9 protein-coding genes are annotated in these 21,797 nt (G+C 64.0%); 7 read left to right on the forward strand and 2 right to left on the reverse strand.

Going from position 1 to position 21,797, the window contains the following annotated elements; translation table 11 throughout:
* The first annotated feature begins 131 nt into the window (after window positions 1–131).
* The 6 genes from Q8O96_RS28440 to Q8O96_RS28465 all read left to right on the forward strand — a co-directional run bounded on the left by Q8O96_RS28440 (window position 132) and on the right by Q8O96_RS28465 (window position 16,113).
* Window positions 132–11,198: a DUF637 domain-containing protein gene (locus Q8O96_RS28440; protein ID WP_305949866.1), complete on the forward strand. Its 11,067-nt coding sequence runs from the start codon at window positions 132–134 to the stop codon at window positions 11,196–11,198.
* A 14-nt stretch (window positions 11,199–11,212) separates the two neighbouring features.
* Window positions 11,213–11,563: a DUF3969 family protein gene (locus Q8O96_RS28445; protein WP_305949867.1), complete on the forward strand. Its 351-nt coding sequence runs from the start codon at window positions 11,213–11,215 to the stop codon at window positions 11,561–11,563.
* A gap of 87 nt (window positions 11,564–11,650) precedes the next feature.
* Window positions 11,651–11,779, forward strand: coding sequence for a hypothetical protein (locus tag Q8O96_RS28450; protein WP_258009287.1), 129 nt, complete (start codon window positions 11,651–11,653; stop codon window positions 11,777–11,779).
* Between the two features lie 448 nt (window positions 11,780–12,227).
* Window positions 12,228–12,776 carry a fimbrial protein gene (locus Q8O96_RS28455; protein ID WP_102864858.1) on the forward strand — a complete coding sequence of 183 codons (549 nt, stop codon included), beginning with the start codon at window positions 12,228–12,230 and terminating at the stop codon, window positions 12,774–12,776.
* A 78-nt stretch (window positions 12,777–12,854) separates the two neighbouring features.
* Window positions 12,855–13,586, forward strand: a complete 732-nt coding sequence (locus Q8O96_RS28460; RefSeq protein ID WP_305949868.1) for a molecular chaperone — start codon at window positions 12,855–12,857, stop codon at window positions 13,584–13,586.
* 109 nt (window positions 13,587–13,695) lie between these two features.
* On the forward strand, window positions 13,696–16,113 hold the full coding sequence (locus Q8O96_RS28465) for a fimbria/pilus outer membrane usher protein (RefSeq protein ID WP_305949869.1): 2,418 nt from the start codon (window positions 13,696–13,698) through the stop codon (window positions 16,111–16,113).
* 87 nt (window positions 16,114–16,200) lie between these two features.
* Here Q8O96_RS28465 and Q8O96_RS28470 read toward each other — a convergent pair whose 3' ends face one another.
* Window positions 16,201–19,791 carry an ATP-binding protein gene (locus tag Q8O96_RS28470; protein WP_305949870.1) on the reverse strand — a complete coding sequence of 1,197 codons (3,591 nt, stop codon included), beginning with the start codon at window positions 19,789–19,791 and terminating at the stop codon, window positions 16,201–16,203.
* A gap of 10 nt (window positions 19,792–19,801) precedes the next feature.
* A complete protein-coding gene (locus tag Q8O96_RS28475) occupies window positions 19,802–20,425 on the reverse strand; it encodes a response regulator transcription factor (protein WP_102864861.1) in 624 nt (207 codons plus the stop codon).
* Between the two features lie 335 nt (window positions 20,426–20,760).
* Here Q8O96_RS28475 and Q8O96_RS28480 point away from each other — a divergent pair, with 335 nt between their 5' ends.
* Window positions 20,761–21,720 carry a fimbrial protein gene (locus Q8O96_RS28480; protein WP_305949871.1) on the forward strand — a complete coding sequence of 320 codons (960 nt, stop codon included), beginning with the start codon at window positions 20,761–20,763 and terminating at the stop codon, window positions 21,718–21,720.
* Window positions 21,721–21,797: the final 77 nt, after the last annotated feature.

Consider the following 21,797-nt stretch of genomic DNA (forward strand, 5'->3'; position numbering starts at 1 on the left):
CCGCTTTTCTCTGCTGCGGATCGATGGACTACCAGTTCGATCTTGCCTCGCGAAATCAATTATCGCTCGCCGTGGGCCTTCGGGATGAAGGCCTTTGGGGTTTTTTGCTCCTGCATTGTTGAGAGACTGACATGGACGTTCGCCAACTCGCCTTTATGGCCCGCCAGCCTTCGGCTGCCCTGCAATCGCGTGACTCTTTCTGCGGCTTTTCCAAGCGCAGCCTGGCGTTCATTCTCGCCAACATGATGTTCTGGCAGCCGCTGGTGGTGATGGCCGACGGCATCGTGGTCAACGGTAGCGGCACCACACTGGGTCAGGCCGGCAATGGCGTGCCCATCGTCAACATTGCCGCCCCCAATGGCAGCGGTCTGTCCCATAACCAGTTCAGCGATTACAACGTCGGCCAGCAGGGGGTGATCCTCAACAACGCCACCAACCGCACCCAGTCCACCCAATTGGGGGGGATCATCCTCGGCAACCCCAACCTGGGTGGCCGCGCGGCCAATGTGATCCTCAACGAGGTCAATGGCGGCAGCCCCAGCCAGCTCAAGGGCTACACCGAAGTGGCTGGACAGTCGGCCCATGTCATCGTTGCCAACCCTTACGGGGTGAGCTGCAACGGCTGCGGCTTCATCAACACTCCGAAAGCCACCCTGACCACCGGCAAGCCGGTGATCGAGAACGGCCAGCTCCAGCGTTACCAGGTGGATCAAGGCAGCGTCGCCATTGAAGGCGCGGGGCTCAACGCGAGCAATATCGACCAGTTCGAAACCATCACCCGCAGCGCGAAAATCAACGCCGAGATCCAGGCCCAGCACCTGGCGGTGATCGCCGGGGCCAACGATGTCGACGCCAAGACCTTGAACGCCACGGCGCGGACCACCAACCCGGCGGATGCGCCGCAACTGGCGATCGACTCATCCGCCCTGGGCGGCATGTACGCCGGGGCCATCAAGCTGGTGGGCACCGAGGCCGGGGTCGGGGTCAAGCTCGACGGCAAGCTGATCGCCAGTGGCGGTGATATCCAACTGGATGCCAACGGCCAGTTGCGCATGGCCGACGCCACCGCCGAAAAGGGCGCGGTGGCGATCAAGGCCGGCAGCCTCGATGCCCAGGGCGCGGTCTACGCCGGCAGCGAGCTCAAGGTGCAGACTCGGGGCGACCTGAGCAGCCAGAAAACCCTCGCCGCCCGGGACCGCATCAGCCTCGACAGCGGTGGCCAGTTGAGCAACCAGGGCATCATCGAGGCCGGGGTCAATGCCGACAACAGCCGCAACCCCGACGCGGACATCACCCTCACCGCCCAGAATCTGGACAACCGCGGCAAGAGCATCGTCGCCAGCCGCGATCTGACGGTCACGACCAGGCAGACCCTGGACAATCGGGGCGGGACCTTGAGCGGGCAACGTCAGGTGACGCTCGGTGCCGGCACCCTGGACAACCAGAATCAGGGCCGGGTGCTCAGTAGCGATGCGTTGGTGCTGCAAGCCGGGCAACTGCTGAATCACAACGCCTTGGTCACCAGTGATGGCGAGCTCAAGGCCCATGTCGGCCACCTGGGCAATGACCATGGTGAGCTGAGCAGCCTGACCCAACTCACCCTGCAAGTGACCTCGCTGGACAACGTCGCCGGGCTGGTGATGGCGGGCGACACCCTGGACATCAGCGCCAGCGGGAAGATCAGCAACCAGGGCGGGGCCCTGGGGGCGGAGCAACTGCTGAAGGTGCGCGCGGGGGACCTGGACAACAGCAAGGCCGGCAATCTGCGCAGCGAGGGGCGCCTCAGTGCCGAGGTCGCCGGGCGTCTCGACAATCAGGACAAGGGACTGATCCAGGCCACCGGAGTCGTTGAGGTACAGGCCGGGCATCTGGATAACCGCAAGGGCAGGATTTCCGCCGGCGACACCTTGCAGGTCAGTGGCGAGACGGCGGACAACCGCGGCGGGGTGATGCGGGCGGACCAGGCCCTGAACCTGCTGAGCCGCGAGCTGGACAACCGGGACAAGGGCCGCCTGGAAAGCCAGGCCGCGGTAAGGGTAGAAGGTCGCCGGCTGGACAACAGCGGCGGCCTGCTCAGCGCCACCTCCGGCCTGGCGCTCAAGACCCGGGAAGTGCTCAACAACGGTGGCCGTATCGCCAGCAAGAGCGACCTGCAGGCCCAGGTCGACAGCCTGCGCCAGCAGGGCGGCGAACTGGTGGCCGAGGGCGACCTGCACCTCACAGGCCAGCACCTGGACAACCGCGACAAAGGCCTGGTGGCGTCCCTCAAGGCCCTGACCCTGGACGTCGCGGAAGTGGACAACCGTGGCGGTGCGCTGTCGGGGCGGGGCGAGCTGCAGATCAACGGCCAGGGGCTGAACAACAGCGACGGCGGCAAGGTCCTGGCCGATGATCGCCTGCTGCTCAAGGTGGCCCGGGTGATCAACCAGAACCAGGGGCTGCTGTTCAGCAAGCAGGGGCTGAATCTCAGCGGCAGTAGCCTGGACAACAGCGGCGGCCAGCTGGTGAGTCAGCAGCCTTTGCTGCTGACCCTGAGCGCAGCCCTGGACAACCAGCGAGGCCTGATCAGCGGCGAAGACCTGCTGACCCTCAAGGTGGGCAGCCTGGACAACCGGGGCGGCCGCCTGACCGGCGCCCAGGCCCTGAGCATCGACAGCCGCGGGGCGCTGCTCAACCAGGCTGGCGCCATCGTCGCCGAGCAAGGCCTGGCCCTGGACAGCGCCAGCCTGAACAACAGCGGCAAGGGCGTGATCAGCGCCAAGGCCGACGCGCGCCTGAGCACCGGGGACTTCGACAACAGCCAGGGCGGCAGCTTCACCAGTGCCGGGCAGTTGCGCCTGACCACCGCACAACTGACGAACCACCAGGGTCGGATCGGCAGCGATCAGGCACTGAGCGCCAGTGTCAGCGGTCTGGATCAGCAGGGCGGCGAGCTGTTCAGCAACGCTGACCTGACCCTGGACCTCAATCACGGACAGTTGAACAACCAGGGCGGCAACCTGCACACCCCCGGGCAACTGCTGTTGCGCAACCTCGATCAGGTGGACAACCGCGGTGGCGAGATCTCCGGGGCCAAGGCCTTCAGCCTGAACGCGCGGCAACTGGACAACAGTGGCGGCAAGGTCCTGAGCAACCAGGCGCTGACCCTGCGCATCGAACAGGCCCTGGTCAACGTCAAGGGCCTGATGGCGGCAGCGGCGCTGGACAGTCGCAGCGCTCGACTGGACAACCGCGAGGGCGAGCTGCACAGCCGTGGCGACCTGCAGTTGCAGGTCACCGAGGCGGCCGACAACCAGGGCGGAGTGATCCTGGCCGACGCCCAACTGACTCTCAAGGCAGGCACCCTGGATAACCGCCAGGACGGCCTGCTGGGGGCGACCCGGCAGCTTGACCTGAACATCGGGCAACTGGACAACCGTGGCGGTGAGCTGTCCAGCCAGCAGATCGGCCTGGTCGGCGAGCGCCTGGACAACAGTGCTGCCGGGCGGGTACTGGCCAGCGGCGACCTGACGCTGACCGTGGCCCAGGTCATCAACCAGAGCCTGGGGCTGATTAGCGCGGACCAGGGCCTGAGCCTCAACGGCACGAGCCTGCACAACCAGGGCGGGGATCTGGTGGGGCGGCAGCGCCTGGACCTGGCGCTTGCCGGCGACCTCGACAACCATCAAGGTCGCATCAGCAGCGAAGGCGGCCTGGACATTCAGGTGCGCAACCTCGGCAATCGCCAGGGCAGTCTGTCCAGCGCGGGCGCCCTGCAGATCAGCGCCCGGGAGACCCTGGACAACCGCGGCGGCAAGCTGCTGAGCGACGCTGCGCTGACCCTGTCCAGCGCGCGCCTGGACAACCAGCAACAGGGCGTTATCAGCAGCAAGGCCAAGCTGGCACTGGACACTGGCGAACTGGACAACAGCCAGGGCGGCAACCTCAACAGCGGTGATGCACTGAACCTGACCGCGACCCAGGTCAACAACGACCAGGGCAGCATCGGCAGCGCCAAGGCCTTGCAGGCCTCGGTCAGTGGCCTGCAGCAGCAAGGCGGCAAGCTGTTCAGCAAGACCGCCCTGAGCCTAGACCTAAATCACGGCACGCTGAACAACCAGGGCGGCTTCATCAACGCCCCCGGTCCACTGGTGCTGAGCAACCTGGGCACGGTGAACAACCGCCAGGGTGAAATCTCCAGCGAGCAGGCCTTCGAGCTGGCGGCGCAAAGCCTGGACAACAGCGCCGGGCAACTGCTCAGCCATCAGGCGCTGACCCTGCGTATCGACGGCGCGCTGACCGCGCTCAAGGGCAAGATTGCCGCTGCCGCCCTGCAGATCGATGCCGGCAGCCTGGACAACAGCGGCTCGCTACTCAGCGACCACGACCTGGGCCTGAGGGTCGCCGGTGCGCTGCACAATCAAGGGCTGATCCAGTCCGCCGGGCACTTGCAACTCAGCGCCAAGGGCCTGGGCAATCAGGGCGGCAAGCTATTGGGTGGCACGGGATTGAGCATCGACCTGGGACCGCAGACCTCGGACCTGGACAACCGCCAGGGCCTGATCAACACCCAGGGCGTGCTGAGCATCGCCCACCTGCGGGACCTGCAGAACCGCGAAGGTGAAATCTCCAGCGCCCAGGGCTTCAACCTGGCCGGGCGCAACCTGGACAACAGCGCCGGCACGCTGATCAGCAACCAGCAGTTAGGGGTCGAGGCAGCGCAGCTGACCAACCAGCAGGGGCTGGTCTCCGGCTGGCAGGGGCTCAACCTCAGCGGTGGCAGCCTGGACAACCGCCAGCAGGGCACCCTGTCGAGCCTGCTGGGGGAGCTGGATATCGACCTCAGCGGTGCTTTGCTCAACAGTGCGCAAGGCGGGCTGGCCAGCCAGGGTCGGCTGACCCTCAAGGCCGCCAGCCTGGACAACAGCGACAAGGGCATCGTCACCAGCAAGGGCGAGCAGCAACTGATCCTCGGCAGTGGCGGTTTGAACAACGCCCGGGGCGGGCTGATTGAAAGCAGCGCCAGCCTCGACATCGGCGCCGGCGACCTGGACAACCAGGGCGGCCGTCTCAGCGCCGCGGGTGCCCTGAGCTTCACCGGCAACAGCCTGAACAACCAGGGTGGCAGCCTGCGCAGCGAAGGCGCGGTGACCCTCGACCTGCTGGGCGCCCTGGTCAATGCCCAGGGCCAGCTGGCCGCCAGTGGTCCGCTGCTGCTCAAGCGTTCGAGCCGGATCGACAACCAGGGCGGGCAACTGATCAGCCAGAACCTGATGACCCTGTTCAGCGCCAGCCTGGACAACAGCAATCGCGGCACCCTGGCCGCCAACGGTGCGCTGCAAGTCACCACCACTGGCCAATTGAGCAACCAGGGTGATGGCCTGATCTATAGCCGCGATGCCGGTTTGAGTCTCAATGCCGGCAGCCTGAACAATGCCCAGGGAGCGATCCAGAGCGCCAAGGCCCAGACCCTGGCCATGACCGGGGCCATCGACAACCAGGGCGGCAAGCTGATCGCCGAAGACGGCGACCTGCGTATCCAGGGTGCCAACCTGGACAGCCGCGGCGGGGTGCTGTCGAGCCTCAAGGGGCTGTTTGAGGCACGTGTCTTGGGGCAACTGAACAACCATGGCGGCCAGGTCGAGGCCCGGAGCCTGGACCTGCAGGCCCTGGCCGGGATCGATAACGGTGGCGGGCGCATGGCGGCCAAGGGCGGCGATCTGCTGCTCAACAGCGGTGGCGCGGGGGTGGATAACAGCAACGGCGGGCTGTACGCCAGCGGGCGGGTCAAGGCCAGTGGCCACTCGCTGAACAACAGTGTGGGGCAGATCAACGGCCAGCACATCGGCCTGGACTTCAAGGGGCCAGTGAACAACCGTGGCGGCCTGATTGAAAGCCGCGAGAGCCTGGCCCTGCGAGGCGCCAGCCTCGACAACCAGGGCGGCAAGCTGCGGGCCCTGGCGACCGGGGGCAAGACCGAACTGCAGATCGGTGGCCAGTTCGACAACCGCAACGGCCTGCTGGAAACCGCCAACACCGACCTGACCCTGGCGGCGTCGGACTTCCTCAATCAGGGCGGCAGCCTGCTGCACCTGGGAGAAGGCAACTTCGATATCGCCACCGGTAATGTGATCAATGCTGGCGGCAGCCTGATCACCCGTGGCGGCCTGACCCTCACTGCCGACAGCTGGACCAACAGCAGCGTGATCCAGGCCGGACGCTTGAACCTCAACGTCAACCAATTCGCCCAGACCGCCAGCGGCCAGCTGCTGGCCAGCCAGCACTTGCAGGCCCGGGGCGGCAACTGGAGCAACGACGGGTTGCTGGCCAGCGATGGCAGCCTGGACCTGCAGATCGGCGGCACCTATTCCGGCAATGGCCGGGTGTCCAGCCTGGGCGACATGACCTTCGCTGCTGCCCAGGTGAACCTGGGCAGTGCCGGCAGCATCGCCGGCGGCGCTGATACCCGGGTCAACATCGGCGGGCAACTGAACAACGCCGGGCGCCTGACTTCCAACGCCACACTCACGGTGAATGCCGGCGGTGTGCTCAACACCGGCACCCTGGGCGGCGCCCAGGACCTGAGCCTGACCACCCCAACCCTGGTCAACGACCATGGATTTGTCTTCAGCGGCCAGAACGCCAGCCTCAACGTCAACACCCTGACCAACAGCTATGGCGAGTTCTACAGCCTGGGCGGCCTGACCGTGGCCGGCATGGCGGCCGGCACCTCGGCCCAAAGCCTGAAGAACATCTCCGGCAACATCCAGAGCGGTGGCGATATCAATATTGCTGCCCTGGATCTGGTCAACGATCGTGAAAAATACGAGGCCAGCCAGCAGATTACCGATGGCCGCATGACCATCCGCTGCGCCCAGCACTGTGGCGGCGGCGCCAGTTGGGTCCGGGGGCCGGTGTTTATCTACCGGACAGTGGAAGGGGTGGTGAGCAGCGACTCGCCGCAGTCGACCCTGAATGCGGGAGGCAACCTGACGGTCAACAGCAGCAGTTTCCTCAACCGCTACAGCACCGTGTCGGCAGGCAATGACCTGACCATCACCAGCGGCGCTATCACCAACCAGGCCTCCTTGGTGGCGTCCGGTTCTTCCGGCTATGAAGTCGGTGCCGGGGTCAAGATCAAGCGCGGGCTGTTCTTCCAGCTGGCTCGTGACGTGCAAGCCTATGATCGGGCGCACCCCCAGGGCAGTGCCTTCAACCCGCAGGATTTCGCGGCCCTGGTGGCCAAGTTCAACCCGGGGATCTTCTATGGCATCGACCGGCCGGTAGAGACCTCGACCCTGAGTTCATCCTCCGCGCCGGCCATCATTCAGGCCGGTGGTAAGGCCCGGCTCACGGCGGCCAACGACATCAGCAGCATCAGCGTGATCAAGAGCGCCATTGCCGTGGGCGATCGCGCCCGGGACACCGGCGTGGGGGCGGCGAGCAAGCCGCTGATGGTGGTGCTCAACTCCCAGCTGCCGCCGGACCTGGCGCAGCAGCAGGTCAATCCCCTGAGCCTGCCGAACTTCAGCCTGCCTTCGGGGCAGAACGGGCTGTTTCGCTTGAGTGGCCAGGGGGGCACCGCGCAGCCTGCGGGCCCGGCGCACAGCTGGAACATGGGGGGCGCCAGCCTGGAACTGACCTCGCGCCAGGCCGGGCCGGAGCCGATCCGCCCTCGGGACCTGAGCAGTCAAGCGCTGCCGCAGGTGGCCCTGGGCGCCCGTGAGCTGAATCTGCAGGATCACCAGGCCACCGGCGTCGATGGCCGCACCGCAGCGGTCCAGGTCAGCGCGACGGCGGCGGACTCGCCGCTGGGCGTGCTGCCCGTGGGCGGCACCGGCAACCAGAGCGTCAGCCGGGTCCAGGGCCTGCCGGACAGCAGCGTGCGCAGCAATCCCCACAAATACCTGATCGAAACCAACCCGCTGCTCACCGACCTCAAGCAGTTCATGAGCTCCGATTATCTGCTGTCGAACCTCGGGTATGACCCGGACCAGAGTGCCAAGCGCCTGGGTGACGGCTTCTATGAGCAGCGGCTGATCCAGCAGGCGGTGACGGCGCGTACCGGCCAGCGGTTCCTCGATGGCCAGAACAGTGACGAGGGCATGTTCAAGTACCTGATGAACAACGCCATCGCCAGCAAGGATTCGCTCAACCTCGCGGTGGGCGTGACCCTGACCTCCCAGCAAGTGGCGGCCCTGACCCACGACATCGTCTGGCTCGAGGAGCAGGAGGTGAACGGCGAGAAGGTGCTGGTGCCGGTGCTGTACCTGGCCAACGCCAACAACCGCCTGGCGGCCAACGGCGCCCTGGTCCAGGGCCGGGACGTGACCCTGATTGCCGGTAAGGACCTGGTCAACTCCGGGACCTTGCGTGCCAGTGAGAACCTGAGTGCGACCACCGGCAACAACCTGGTCAATGGTGGCCTGATCGAGGCCGGCGAGCGCCTCAACCTGCTGGCCGGGGACAATCTGGTCAACCGCGCGGGCGGCATCATTGCCGGGCGCGATGTGACGGTCCGTGCCCTGGGCGGGGACGTGATCAACGAGCGCAGCATCAGCACATTCCAGAGCAACCCTGGGAGCACCACCCAGCGCCTGGACTACGCCAACAACGCGGCGCGGATCGAGGCCGGCAATAACCTGAGTGTGCAGGCGGGCCGCGATATCAATAACGTCGGCGGGGTGCTCAGCAGTGGTGCCGACATCGCCCTGGTGGCGGGGCGCGACGTCAACCTGACGTCGGCCCGGGAGCACGACAAAATCACCCGCGATCGTTACTTGAACGAAAGCGTCACTCAGCATGGTTCCAGCGTCAGTGCCGGGCGTGACATCGCAGTCAGCGCCGGACGCGACCTGACGGCAGTCGCCAGCCAGATCGAGGCCAAGCGGACCATCGCCATGGATGCCGTGGGGGACATGACCCTGGCCTCGGCCGCGGATGAGCAGCACAGCTACTCCAAGACCAAGAAGGTCACCCGCCAGGAAGATCATGAGCGTCAGGTCGGCACTTCTCTCACTGCCGGGGCCGATGTGGTCCTCAGTGCGGGCAAGGACCTGAGCCTGATCTCCAGTCGCATCAGCGCCGGCAACGAAGCCTACCTGGTGGCCGGTGACGACCTGGAACTGCTGGCCGCCCAGGACAGCGACTACTCGCTGTACGACATGAAGAAGAAGGGCAGTTGGGGGCGCAAGAAAGCGCGCCACGACGAGGTGACCCAGGTCACCCACGTTGGCAGCCAGATCAGCACTGGCGGCGACCTGACCCTCAAGAGCGGCGGCGACCAGAAGTACCAGGTGGCCAAGCTGGAAAGCGCCAAGGACCTGACCCTGGACAGTGGCGGCGCGATCACCTTCGAGGGGGTCAAGGACCTGCATGACGAGACCCATACCAAGAGCAAGAGCGATCTCTCCTGGTACTCGATGAAGGGCAAGGGTCGCACCGATGAAACCCTGCGCCAGAGCACCCTGGTGGCCCAGGGCAATCTGCTGATCAAGGCGGCCGATGGCATGCGCATCGATATCCGCCAGGTCGACCAGCAGACGGTCAGCCAGACCATCGATGCCATGGTTCAGGCCGATCCGGGCCTGGCGTGGATGAAGGACGCCCAGGCGCGAGGGGATATCGACTGGCGCCAGGTCAAGGAAATCCACGAAAGCTTCAAATACGACTCCTCGGGCCTCGGCGCGGGGGCCAAGCTGGTAGTCGCGATTCTGATGTCCCTGGCCATGGGCCCGGCGGGCCTTGGCCTGGCAGCGCCCCAGGCGGCGGTGGCCGGCAGCCTGGCCACCACCGGGGTCAGCAGCACCATCAGCAACAAGGGCAACCTGGGCTTGGCACTCAAGGAAACCTTCAGCGCCGACAGCCTGAAAAACGCCGCCATTGCCGGGTTCACCGCCGGTGCCTTCGAGTACGCCGATGCCAACTGGTTCGGCGGTGCGGACAGCGCCGGAGCGGGTACCGCAGTGCCGGGCACCGAGGGCAGCACGGCCTCGACCTTGCAGAATGCCAACCCGTCCAAGGACATCTTCCGCTGGAGCACGGCGGCCGACACTGTGACCCGCACCACGGGCCGGGCGCTGATCTCCAGCGGCATCTCCACGGCGATCGGGGGTGGCAGCTTTGGCGACAACTTTGGTGCGGCCTTGCTCGGCGAGGCGGGCAACGTGGCCATGGCGACGGGGTTCAACTGGGTCGGCGACAACGTCCGCTTCCCCAATGGCGGTCTCGAGAAGATCGTCGCCCACGCCCTGATGGGCGGTCTGCTGGCGGAAGCCACGGGCGGCGATTTCAAGACTGGCGCCGCGGCAGCCGGTTTGAACGAGGCCCTGATCAACCAACTGGCGAGCGTGGCCGACGGCAACAAGGACCTGCAGTTGGCGCTGTCACAATTGACCGGCCTGGTGGCAGCTGCGGCAGTGGGCAAGGACCTGGACAAAGGGGCGCAGATTGCCCAGATGGCCACGGCCTACAACTATCTGTTCCACGAGGAAATACTCGAGAAAGACCGCAAGCTGAGCGCCTGTACGACGAAAACCGAATGCGACGGCATTCGCGACTACTACCGCAATCTGGATGAGACCCGGAACAAGGAGTTTCCGCAGCTTTGCCAGCAGAACCCGACACTGTGCCAGGCGGTATTCGAGCGCCTCAGGTCCGAGGAAGGGACTAATCAGCAATGGATGAGCGACCTGCGCAAATCGGACCGGCCCGAGCTGTTTGCTCAGTTGACCGATCTGTATCTTGTCATGGGCAACAATCAGATCGCGCTCAATCGCTACATTGCCAACGCTCAGCGGGACAAGTATGGAACCCTGGGGGTGGTGGCTGCCGACTACATCCTCGAGGCCGCGGACCCCAGGTCAAAACTCTTCACCCCGGGCGGTGGCGCCAAGGGGCTGGCGGAAGGGATCAAGCGCGGTATCGTTGGCGGCGGGGCCGGCCAGAACGGCGGCATCAAGCATGTCTATGATTCGCTGCGCAAAGCGCCGGAGTACCCCGTGGGCTTCAAGGAGCGCGCCGGAGGAACCACCCGCAATGCGGTCAAGAACGTGGAGGCGCTGGCTGACTTGCGCAAGGTGGAGCCCGGCAAGTGGAGCAAGGTGTACAAGGATGGTTTCGATAACGCGGGTGCACGGGTCTCAGTGCACTATTTCCAGAGTGAAAGTGGCAAGGTCTTCAACGTGAAGACCAAGAACGGTTGGAGTAATACCCGGTGAAGGAAATATCGTTGATGGTTGAAGCTCTGGGCTCTGAACAGGCCACCCGGCTGGTGTGCACGCTGGCGATTGGCTTGTTGACGTCGTTGCGCACCGAGGCCATCTCCCTGGAGGAGGCCGAGTGGATCCTGTTCACGCCGCGTACCGCAAGCATTTTGCAGGACAAGGGGCTATCGCCCGAGCTCTGTAATCTGATCATTGAGGCATGCGAACTGGAGGATGTGCAGAGCCTGAGGCCGGATCGCCTGGAGGCCAATGTGCAACAACTGGCCGAGCGTTTTGCATCGATCCTGCAAAGCGATCCCGGTTATGCCCACAGAGCCAGTGAAAAGATCCGTCGGGAAGACTTGTATGTCATCCGTTAGTCCTCGACCTGCTGAACTTCGTGTTGCTGCTTGCTCATCTGATCAGCAATCCGCGCTTGCTCGGCGAAGTCAGGGGAGGGGTAGCTGTTGCTGATGCCCGTGTTGGCGCCGCTAGTGACGCTGTTGCGGATCTTCCTGGCCGCCGCCATGACCTGCTGGCTGACCGCGCGTTTGTTCCTGCCGCAGCAGGGTCCTGGTCCCGCCGTGGCCAAGTGATTCACGTGCCCCCGGTTGCCGTTACAGGCAGCCGGGGGGGGGGGCGCCACGAAGTATCCAGCACTCGGATCGCCGCTGGAGATTGTCCTGGGCTTGGCCAAGGTCCAGCGTCTCAACCTGATCTGGCATCGCCAGCAACAGCTGGCGTCGGGGGCAGTGGTTGCACGGAAATATCAGCGCGATTGCCCCTGCGGCGCAGGTATGAAGAGCACAGGCTCGGCCCCGAAAAAAAGCCACTGGTGCGGGCTTCTTAGTTGTTGCAGGCCCTTCGGGCCAAGGCTTTCGGGGGGCTTGAGGCCGAACGTCTTGATGGGCCTCCGGTTTGCAATCAAGAATCTTCTCGGTCACGCCCGAGAGCCGTCCTATCTCATTCACAAGTTAACGTTTGTAGGCTTTCCAGGCCTTGAGGAGCAAGGCAAACGTCAAACACGAGATAGGTATAAAACCCATGAAATTCATCAAGTCCGCACTGTCTGTCGCTGTGTGCTGTGTCGCTGCCCAGGCCATGGCGGCCGACGGCGAAATCAACTTCACCGGCTCGATCACTGCCAATACCTGTTCGGTGAGTGTCGGCGACCTCAACGGCGGTGCCGGCGTTAATGTTTCCCTGGGCAACGCGCCCGCCCTGTCGCTGAAAAAGGCCGGCGATACCGCTGGCGCCGGTTCCTTTGCCCTGAGCATGACGGCACCGAAGGACGACAAGGATTGTGTGCTGACCGGCAAGACCGCCACCGTGCGCTTTCTCAGCATGAACGGTGCCGCTGGCCCCAACGGTGAGTGGTTGGCCCTGGAGGGCGCAGGCGGCGCCGGGGTGGCCAAGAACGTCGCGGTGCAGATTCGCGACGCCAAGGGCGTGGACGTGCAACTGGGCCGGGCTTCCAGCGAGTACGCGGACCTGACCCAACCGATGCGTTTCACCGCCAACTACATCGCCACCGGTGAAGCCACGCCGGGCACCGCCAACGCCAAGGCGTCCTTTAGCGTCGACTACAAGTAAGCGCGTTCCGGCCGAGGCTCCTGCCTGTGACTTGGGGGCCTCGGCATGCCCTGTTCCCTGCCTCAGGTTCTGATCGATATGACTACTTTCCCTCGCTTTCGCGGCGCGCTGCTGTGTGCGTCCCTGGCGCTGCTCTGGCCCGTCTCCCAGGCCAGCGCCGGCATCATGCTCAATGGCACGCGGATCATCCTCAACGCCGATGAACGCAGTGCCTCGACCATCGTCTCCAACCTCACCAGCAGCGATTACGCGGTGCAGACCTGGGTCAATGACGCCGCGGACAGCAAGGGCTCGCTCAGCCCGTTCATCGCCATGCCGGCGCTGTTCAAGGTGCGCGCGGGCGAGGAGCAGGTGGTACGGATCATCAAGACGCCCGGGAAACTGCCGGAGGATCGGGAGTCGGTGTTCTATTTCAATGCCCAGGAAATTCCCCTGCTGGAGCAAAAGCAGGAGAACACCCTGAAAGTGGCGGTGCGCACCCGGGTCAAGCTGTTCTATCGGCCCGGCCACTTGCCGGGCAGCGCTCAGGACGCGCCCGGCCAGTTGACCTGGAAACTCCTGGCGCAACCGTCGGGAACGGTGTTGCAGGTGACCAACCCGAGTGCCTATCACATCACTTTCATCGCTATCCGGGTGATGGATGGCGACACCCCGATCGAGCTGCAGGACGTCGACATGGTGGCCCCCAAGTCCACCCAGGACTTCCCTCTCAAACGCCGGCTCAAGTCCGGCAGCGCCACGGTGGAATTCTCGATCATCAATGACTACGGGGGTTACAGCGATCCGTTGAAGTCCAGCGCGACGTTCTGAGCCGATGACGTGCCTACGGAATGAAACCAGCGCATTCATGCAGAGGGTCAAGTTCGGGATGTGTGTGTGTTTGAAAAACTGGGTCGGTTGTTTAGCCGGATCGCTATTGTTGGCCGCGCTCAAGAACAGCGCAGTAGTCGCCGCAGAGTTCGATAGCGGATTCGTGGCGGATTTTGGCGGCAGCGGTGCGCTGAAAAGCGATCTCGAAGCCATGCTCCATGAGCAGGACGTGGGCCCGGGCCGCTACCTGGTGGAGATCAGTCTCAACCGTGATTATTTTGCCCAGCGCGACCTCAGCTTTGTCCCCGGCGACAAGGGCCTCAAGGCCTGCCTGCCGCAGGCACTGCTGACGGAAATGGGAGTCAAGCTGCCTCCCTTGCAGGCCCCCGGCATCGATGAGCAATGCCTGGACTTGCCCGGGCTGGTGCAAGGCGCGAGCGTGAATTTCGACAGCCGCCAGCTCCGGCTGGACATCAGCGTGCCGCAGATAGCCATGAACCGCGATGCTCGGGGCTATGTGGCGTCCGAAGAGTGGGACAGCGGGGTCAATGCCGGCTTTCTCAACTATCAGTTCTCCGGATCCCAGAGCAGGAACCCGCAGCGCAACGCGGCCAACTATTACCTCTACCTCAATGGCGGTCTCAACCTCGGCGACTGGCGCCTGCGCTCCAGTTCGTCCTATCGCAAGGACGGCACCTGGGAGCGCGCCGCCAGCTATGTGCAACGCGACCTGCCGGGGACCCTGGGCAGCCTGACCCTGGGTGAAAGCGTGACCCCGGGGGACACCTTCCAGAGTGTGCCGTTTCGTGGCGTGCAACTGGCCAGCGACACGCAGATGCTGCCCGACTCGCTGCAGGGCTATGCGCCGGTGATCCATGGCGTGGCCCAGAGCCAGGCCCGGGTCGAGGTGCGTCAGCACGGCTATTCGCTGTACAGCACCTTCGTCTCCCCGGGGCCTTTCGAGATCCGCGACCTCAACGCCGCGTCCGGCAGTGGTGACCTGGAGGTGATCATCACCGAGGCCGATGGCAGCGAGCGGCGTTTCATCCAGCCTTACGCGACCTTGGGCAACCTGCTGCGCGACGGCACCTGGCGCTACAGCGTCAGCGCCGGCCAGTACCATGAGCCGGGCTCGCAGGTGGAGCAGCCGGCCTTCACCCAGGCATCCCTGGCCTATGGCATGCCGCGGGACTACACCCTGTCCCTGGGCGGGTTGCTGGGGGAGGGCTATCGCGCCTATCAAGTCGGCGTGGGCAAGGGCCTGGGCACCTTCGGCGCTTTGTCCCTGGACGTGACCCAGGCCATGACCGACACCCCGCTGGGGTCGCTCAGTGGACAGAGTTATGGCCTGCGCTACGGCAAGGCGTTCGCCACCGGCACCAACCTGCGCTTTGCCGGCTATCGCTATTCGACCCCCGGTTACCGGGACTTCAGCGAGGCCGTGAGCCAGAGCACCTGGGACGGCGATCACGATGCGGACGGCCGCTATCGGCGGGTCAGCCGGCGCAGTCGGCTGGAGGCCAACCTTTCCCAGGCCTTTGCCGACAGCACGTCGTTGTACCTGAACCTGTCACAGCAGGATTACTGGAACTCGTCCCGGCAGCAACGTCAGGTGCAGTTCGGGGTCAGTGGCCAGGTGCAGCGGGTCAACCTGTCGCTGTACGCCAGCAAGAGCCTGAGCGACAGCGATGACCAGGGCGTGCAGGTGGGCCTGACCCTGAGTTTCCCGCTGGGTCGGCACAACGCCAGCGTCAGCCTGGAGCGCAATGCCGACGGCAGCCACGATCAGCGCCTGGGCCTGAGCGGCCTGGCGGGGGACTACCACAACCTCAACTACAACCTGGACATGCTGCGCAGCGAGCATTCGGCCAACACCGGCTCGGCCTCCGTCGGCTATCGCGCGCCCTGGGCCAACCTCAATGCCGGCCTGAGCAGCAGCAGCGCCTACAAGACCGCCAACGTCGGCCTCTCCGGCTCGGTGCTGGCCCATGCCGGTGGTGTGCAACTGGGGCAGAGCCTGGGCGATACCATGGCCCTGGTGGAGGTCAAGGACACCCCCAATGTGGGGGTCAACAATGCGCCGGGCACCTTTACCGATGCCAAGGGCTACAGCCTGGTGCCCTATGTGCAGCCGTACCGGCGCAACCGCATCAGCCTGGACACCAGCAAGCTGGACGCCAACACCGACATCGACAGCGGCGTGAGCACCGTGACCCCGCGGCGCGGTGCGGTGGTGCTGGCGCGCTTCAAGACCCGGCACACCGAGAAGGTGCTGGCCAGCGTGACCCTGCCCGGGGGCGCGGTGGTGCCGTTCGGCGCGGCGGTGCTGGATGCCGCGGGGCATAAGGTCAATGCCGTGGGCCCCATGGGCCAGGTGTTGCTGGCGGTGGGCGAGAGTCGCGACTTCCGCCTGGTCTGGGGGACCGCCGCCAGTCAGCAATGTGCCGTCACCCTGGACCTGCAACAGACCCGGGAACAGGAAGGCTTCAAGCTGGCGAACCTGCGTTGCGCGCCCTTGGGCCACTAGCGCCCGGTCCCGGCGTCAGACCCGGCCCGCAAGCTTCGGCTTGCGGGCTTTTGTTTGGCTCTGCACCCGGGCTTGGTGCGCCCTGGCTCAATGTGGCTGGGCGGAAGTGGCCAGGGTGCTGTTGAGCTGTTCCATCAGGGTCCTGACCTCCTGGCACAGATGGGCCAGGGCGTCGACGGCGGCGTTGTCCGCCAGGGCTTGCTCCAGGGTTTCGCACAAGCGCAGCAGGGCGTCGGACTGCATCATCTGCGCCGAGCTTTTCAGCTTGTGGGCCTGGCTGGCCAGGGTCTTGAAGTCGAGGCGGGCCATGGCCTCCTCCAGGGCGTGAAGGTCCTGCTGATTGCAGACGATCAGGTGGCCCAGCAGGCTGCGGCGCTTGTCCTCCGGCAGGTTGAACAGCAACAGCGCCGAACTGCCGTCTTCCACTTCCTGCGGCGTCCTGCTCTCGCTGAACAGCGGCACGTAGCGGGCCAGCATCGACACGCTCAAGGGCTTGAGCAGGCAGGCATCCATGCCGGCGGCGAGGCCGGCCTGCATGTCCTCGCCCCGGGCGCTGGCGGTGGTGCCGATGATGGTGCAGGGGGGCATGCGCATCTGCTGTTCCAGGCGGCGGATCTCTTCGGTCAGGCCGATGCCGTCCAGCTCCGGCATGTTGCAGTCGGTAATGATCAGGTCGACCTCGTTGTCCTCCCAGATGAACAGCGCCTCAAGCCCGTCGTGGGCCAGGATCGGCAGGTGGCCGAGCAGTTCGATCTGCTCCTTGAGCAGGGTCAGGCTCGGCAGGTGGTCCTCGACGATGAGGATCTTGAGGCGCCGCTGGATGGGCGCCGCCGGTTCGCTCTTGGGCAGCGCCAGTGGGGTGTCGCTGTGGGGGGCTTCTTCGGCGCAGGCGGTCAGGGTCATGGTGGTGCCCTTGCCCGGGCTGCTGTCCACCAGCAGGTCGCCATCGATGATCCGGCTCAGCGACTGGCAGATACACAGGCCGATGCCGGCGCCACTGTTGCGGTTGACGGTGACCCGGGAGAAGGGCGTGAACAGGCTGGCCATGTCGGCCGGATCGATGCCCGGGCCGGTGTCCTGCACGCTGATGGAGAAGGCGAAGCGCTGTTCGCCCAGCGCCACGCCCTGGACCCGCAGGGTGATGTCGCCACTGTCGGTGAACTTGATCGCGTTGCTCATCAGATTGGAGAGGATCTGCTTGATCTTCAGCCGGTCCAGGCGCAATGGCAGGTCGGCGCAGGCATCGAAGTGGGTGATGATCGACAAGCCCTTGCGGGTCGCCAGGCTGTCGAAGATCCCGCGGATCGAGGTCACTATCTGCCGCAGGGTGCAGGTTTCCAGGTGCAGGCGGGTCTGCCCGGATTCGATGCTGGAGATATCCAGGATGCCCCCCAGCAGCTCCAGCAGGCTGACGGCCGCCTCGTGGGCCAATTGCAGCGATTCGAGGTTCTTGCCCTGGGGCGCCTTGCGGGTCAGTACCAGCTCCAGCATGCCGATGATGGCATTCATCGGGGTCCTGATTTCGTGGCTCATGGTGGCCAGGAAGGTCGACTTGGCGCTGTTGGCCCGGTCGGCGGCCTCCTTGGCCTGGCGCAGTTCTTCGAGGATGCGCAGGCGATCGCCGATATCCAGCCAGCCGCAGACCACGCCGAACACCTGCTGCTGATCGTCGCGCAGCGGCTGGATCCAGTGGTAGATATCCAGGCTCTGGCCGCCCAGGTGCAGGGTCTGGTCTCGGGCAATCGCGCTGCCCGATCGCACCACCTGCTCATAGTCGTGCTGCCATTGATTGACCACGGTGCGGCTGAGCAGCGCGTCGAGGACCTTGCTGTTGGTGCTGGAGGTGGCGCCGGGGACGAAGGTCTGGGCGTAGGGGGTGTTGAACAGCAACAGCTCGCCGTCACGGTCACGCACGTAGATCGGGTGGGGAATGCTGTCGACGATGTTCTGGATCAGGCTCAGGCGCTCCTGCAATTGCTTGCGCACGATGGATTTCTTGAAGATCAGCTTGCGCAGGTAAAGGATCCAGATGCAGGTGGCCAGAAGCAGGACGAAGGAGGCGCTGAGCACCTGATAGACCCGCAGGGTCACCTGTTCCCAGTACTTGTTGTCGGTGGCGGCGTTGGCCCGCCAGCGTCCGGAAATGGCCGCGGTCTCGCTCGGGGAAATGCGCAGCAGGGCCTTTTCGATGATGGAAATCAGCACCTTGTTCTGCGGCTGGCTGGCGAGGCCGATCCGTGCGTTGACGCCCTTGAGCAGGCCCGAGACTTTCAGCGCGTCCTCGTATTTGTAGGACAGGTAGTAGCGGGCCTGGTTGGTGGAGGTCAGGGTGAAGTCGCTGCCGCCGTCGCGTACCCGGTTCAGGGAGTCGGCGACGTTGTCGGTGGTGTGGATCTTCAGGTGCGGGTAGTTCTGGCGGATGTGTTCCAGCAGGGCGTCGGAGGTGGGCAGGGCGATGCTCTGCTCGGGACTGTCCTTGAGGTTGAACTCCTCGGGGCCGTTGTTTCGGGTGATCAGGGTATAGGGCGTGGTGATGACCGGGCGGGTAAACAGGTACTTGCGATCCCGCGAGTCGGTTTCCGACATGATTCCCAGGTCCACTTCGCCCTTGTCGAGCAGTTCCATGGCCTTGTGCACCGAGCGGGTGCGGACGATCTCGAAGCGCAGTCCGGAGTTCAGGCGCACCAGTTCCAGAATGTCGGACATGGTGCCGCCGAACTGGCCGCTGTTGTCGAACAGCGCGTAGGGCGCGAGGTCTTCGCTGACGGCGATCCGGAAGGGCCTCTTGCTCTGCAGCAGCTGCTTTTCCTCGTTGTTGAGCACGCTGACGAATTCGTCATCGCTGCACTTGAGGGTCACCACCCACCAGTTGACCATCCGGATGATCTGGCAGCGGCTGCGCGACTGCAGTTGCTGGTTGAGGATCGAGACCAGGCGCCGGTTCTGCCCGGTGTAGGCAAAGCCGATGTAGGCCTCCAGGCCGTTGACGCTGATGTTGGTCACCAGCTGATTGTTGAAGCTCTGGTTCAGCAGGTAGTTGGTGCTGACGGTGTCGCCCAGGTAGGCCTGGGCCTGCCCCTTGAGCACGGCGGCGATGGCGTCATAGGGCGACTGGTAGTTCTTGATGGTGGCGCTGCGGAAGATCTTGAAGGTGTTCTCGTCGATGAAGCCGTCGGGGGTGGAGGAAATCTGTGCCGCGGGATCGCGCAGGTCCACGTCAAGCAGGCTGCCGGTGGTGGAATACAGGGCGATCTGGGTATAGGCGTAGGGCGAGGAGATTTGTACGCCGTACTTTTCCGCCTCCGGTTGGGTGGCGGCATCCACCAGATCGATTTCTCCCGCTTGCAGTGCCTTGAAGGCGCTCATGCGGTCCGGATAGCTGCTGATCTCGAAGCGGATGTTGAGGACTTTCTGCAGCGCCAGCAGGTTTTCCGCAAGGATGCCCTCCAGCTGTTTTTTCTCGGTGAAGATGGTCAGCGGCGGGTAGTCGGGGTAGGTCACGCCGATTCTGACCGGCTTGTGCTGGCTGAGCCAGGCCCGGTCTTGCTCGGTGACCTGGGCGGAGAACTGCAGGGCTTGTCCCCGTGACGATAACTGGAAGGGGTCGGCACCCTGGACAACGGCGGGCAGCAGGACCGTGAACAGAGTCAGGAGTAGCGTCAGGTAGATGGGGTTCATAGGGCGCAGGTCAAAGCAGATTCATTTCTTTGGCTATGCCGGCCAGCTCTATGGTAGTGCGTACCCCCAACTTGCGAAGAATGTTGATCTTGTGTCCGCTGACCGTCTTGTTGCTCAAGTGCAGGCGTTCACCGATGGCCACATTACTCAGTCCCTGGACCAGTAGTTGCAAAACGATGATTTCCTTATTGGTGAGTCTCTGCGAAGCCGACTCGTTGTTCTGGCCGTGTTCCATGTAATGGGCCAGTACTTCCTTGGGGAAGTAAAGATAACCGTCATTGATGGTGTTGAGCCCCTTCACCAGTTCATCCATGTTGGCGCTCTTGTTGATGAAGCCCAGGGCTCCGGCTTGCATGCAGCGGGCCGCATAAGTGCTGGCCAATTGCGAGGTGAAGACCAGGGTCTTGATCTTGAGGTTTTCCGAGTGGATGCGTTGCAGCACCGACAGCCCGTCCAGGCTATCGAGGCCGATATCCAGCAGCAGGTACTCCGGGGCCAGGCTGCGGATCTTGGCGAGGGCGTCCAGGCCATCGGTTGATTCGGCAACGACCTGATAGCCATGTTGCTCCAGCGTGACTCTGATTGCCCCGCAGATAATCGGGTGATCATCCACGATCAGTACGGTTCTCGTCATGGTTTCCTCATTCTGATTCTTACTTGGAGAGTGTTTATAGCGGTATAGGATAAAACTCCGGTTTAACATCCGAATTATACCTGCGCACCCTCTTGGACGGTTCTAAAGAGCAGTGCGCTGACGGACTTTTAAGGATGTTCTTGGTTTTCTACAAGAAGCTTCTTGGGTTTTTTGGCGGGTGCTTTTGTTAGCCTGTTGACTCTTTTAGTTGTGCTGGAAAAGAGCATCAGAGGCAGTTAATGCACGGTCGATTATTGTTTTTGCTTTGTTGCATAAGTGGCGGCGCCTGGGCCGATTGCACCGGTGGTGATACTGAAAAGTATCTGGACTTCGACATGGGCACTCAGTATGTGCCCCGTGATGCGCCCATCGGTTCGGTGATCGGCACGGCCAATGCCAGTTTCACTTACAAGCACTCCAGCGAGATTGAATGTCGCCATGGCGATCTGTGGGAGACTCGACTCAATGCCTGGCCCAGAGTGACGGGCATCACCCTGCCACAGTTCACGGGGCTGGATTTGAGCAAGGCCACCATCCTCAAGACCAATGTGCCCGGCGTCGGCGTGGTGATCAGTGCCCCCGGTCGCAGCATGACGCACTGGATCAACGTCAGCGGGGCACATCCTTTGGTCCCGTTCAAACTGAGCAATACTCAGGTCTTGCGTATCGTTGATCCGGTGGAAACCCGCTTCACCCTGATCAAAGTCAGCAATGATATTCCCATGGGCAGCTCGCAGGTCAGTAACAGCCAATCGGCAGTGGCGTTCTGGTCTGGCAACCGCCGTTTCCACAGCGTGTTCCTGCTCGCCACTGTGGTGCGTTCGGAGTGCTCCTTGGCCGGCGGCGCCAACACCTACCTCGAAGTGCCCATGGGCGAGGTCATGCGTCGCCAGTTCAACGGCAAGGACAGCCACATGGACAGCAAGGATGTGGTCATTCCCCTGACCAACTGTACGGCGGGCACCTACCCGACGGATCAGGGCTGGAACTACTACCAGAACGCCAACGCCCACCTGCGCCTGGAGGGCGTCCAGGGCTCGGCGATCCTCGACGCCCATCGGGGCATTCTCGGCCTGACGTCGGACTCCACCGCCAAGGGCGTGGCGGTGCAGGTCCTGCGCAAGGATGGCGTCACCCCCTTGACCCTGGGGCAGGAGGTATCGATGGCCCGTCTCAGCGGCAGCCAAATGAACATCGAACTCAAGGCCCGCTACATCCAGACCTCCAATTCGGCGGCAGGCCCCGAGCCGGGCAAGGCCAATGCCCGGGCGGCCTTTACCCTGACCTACAAGTAACCGCAGCGACTGGTCACACCCGCCCCTGGGGGCGGTGGGGCCGGCAAGGGCATGAACTCGGAAAGCTCTTGCTCCGA

The sequence above is a fragment of the Pseudomonas sp. LPH60 genome (genome assembly GCF_030718165.1).
Taxonomy (GTDB): Bacteria; Pseudomonadota; Gammaproteobacteria; order Pseudomonadales; family Pseudomonadaceae; genus Aquipseudomonas; species Aquipseudomonas danubii.

Coding starts and splice junctions, on each gene's coding strand:
- Q8O96_RS28475 (WP_102864861.1), bottom strand. CDS start 20,425: ATGACGAGAACCGTACTGATCGTGGATGATCACCCGATTATCTGCGGG.
- Q8O96_RS28480 (WP_305949871.1), top strand. CDS start 20,761: ATGGGCACTCAGTATGTGCCCCGTGATGCGCCCATCGGTTCGGTGATC.
- Q8O96_RS28445 (WP_305949867.1), top strand. CDS start 11,213: ATGGTTGAAGCTCTGGGCTCTGAACAGGCCACCCGGCTGGTGTGCACG.
- Q8O96_RS28460 (WP_305949868.1), top strand. CDS start 12,855: ATGACTACTTTCCCTCGCTTTCGCGGCGCGCTGCTGTGTGCGTCCCTG.
- Q8O96_RS28470 (WP_305949870.1), bottom strand. CDS start 19,791: ATGAACCCCATCTACCTGACGCTACTCCTGACTCTGTTCACGGTCCTG.
- Q8O96_RS28455 (WP_102864858.1), top strand. CDS start 12,228: ATGAAATTCATCAAGTCCGCACTGTCTGTCGCTGTGTGCTGTGTCGCT.
- Q8O96_RS28440 (WP_305949866.1), top strand. CDS start 132: ATGGACGTTCGCCAACTCGCCTTTATGGCCCGCCAGCCTTCGGCTGCC.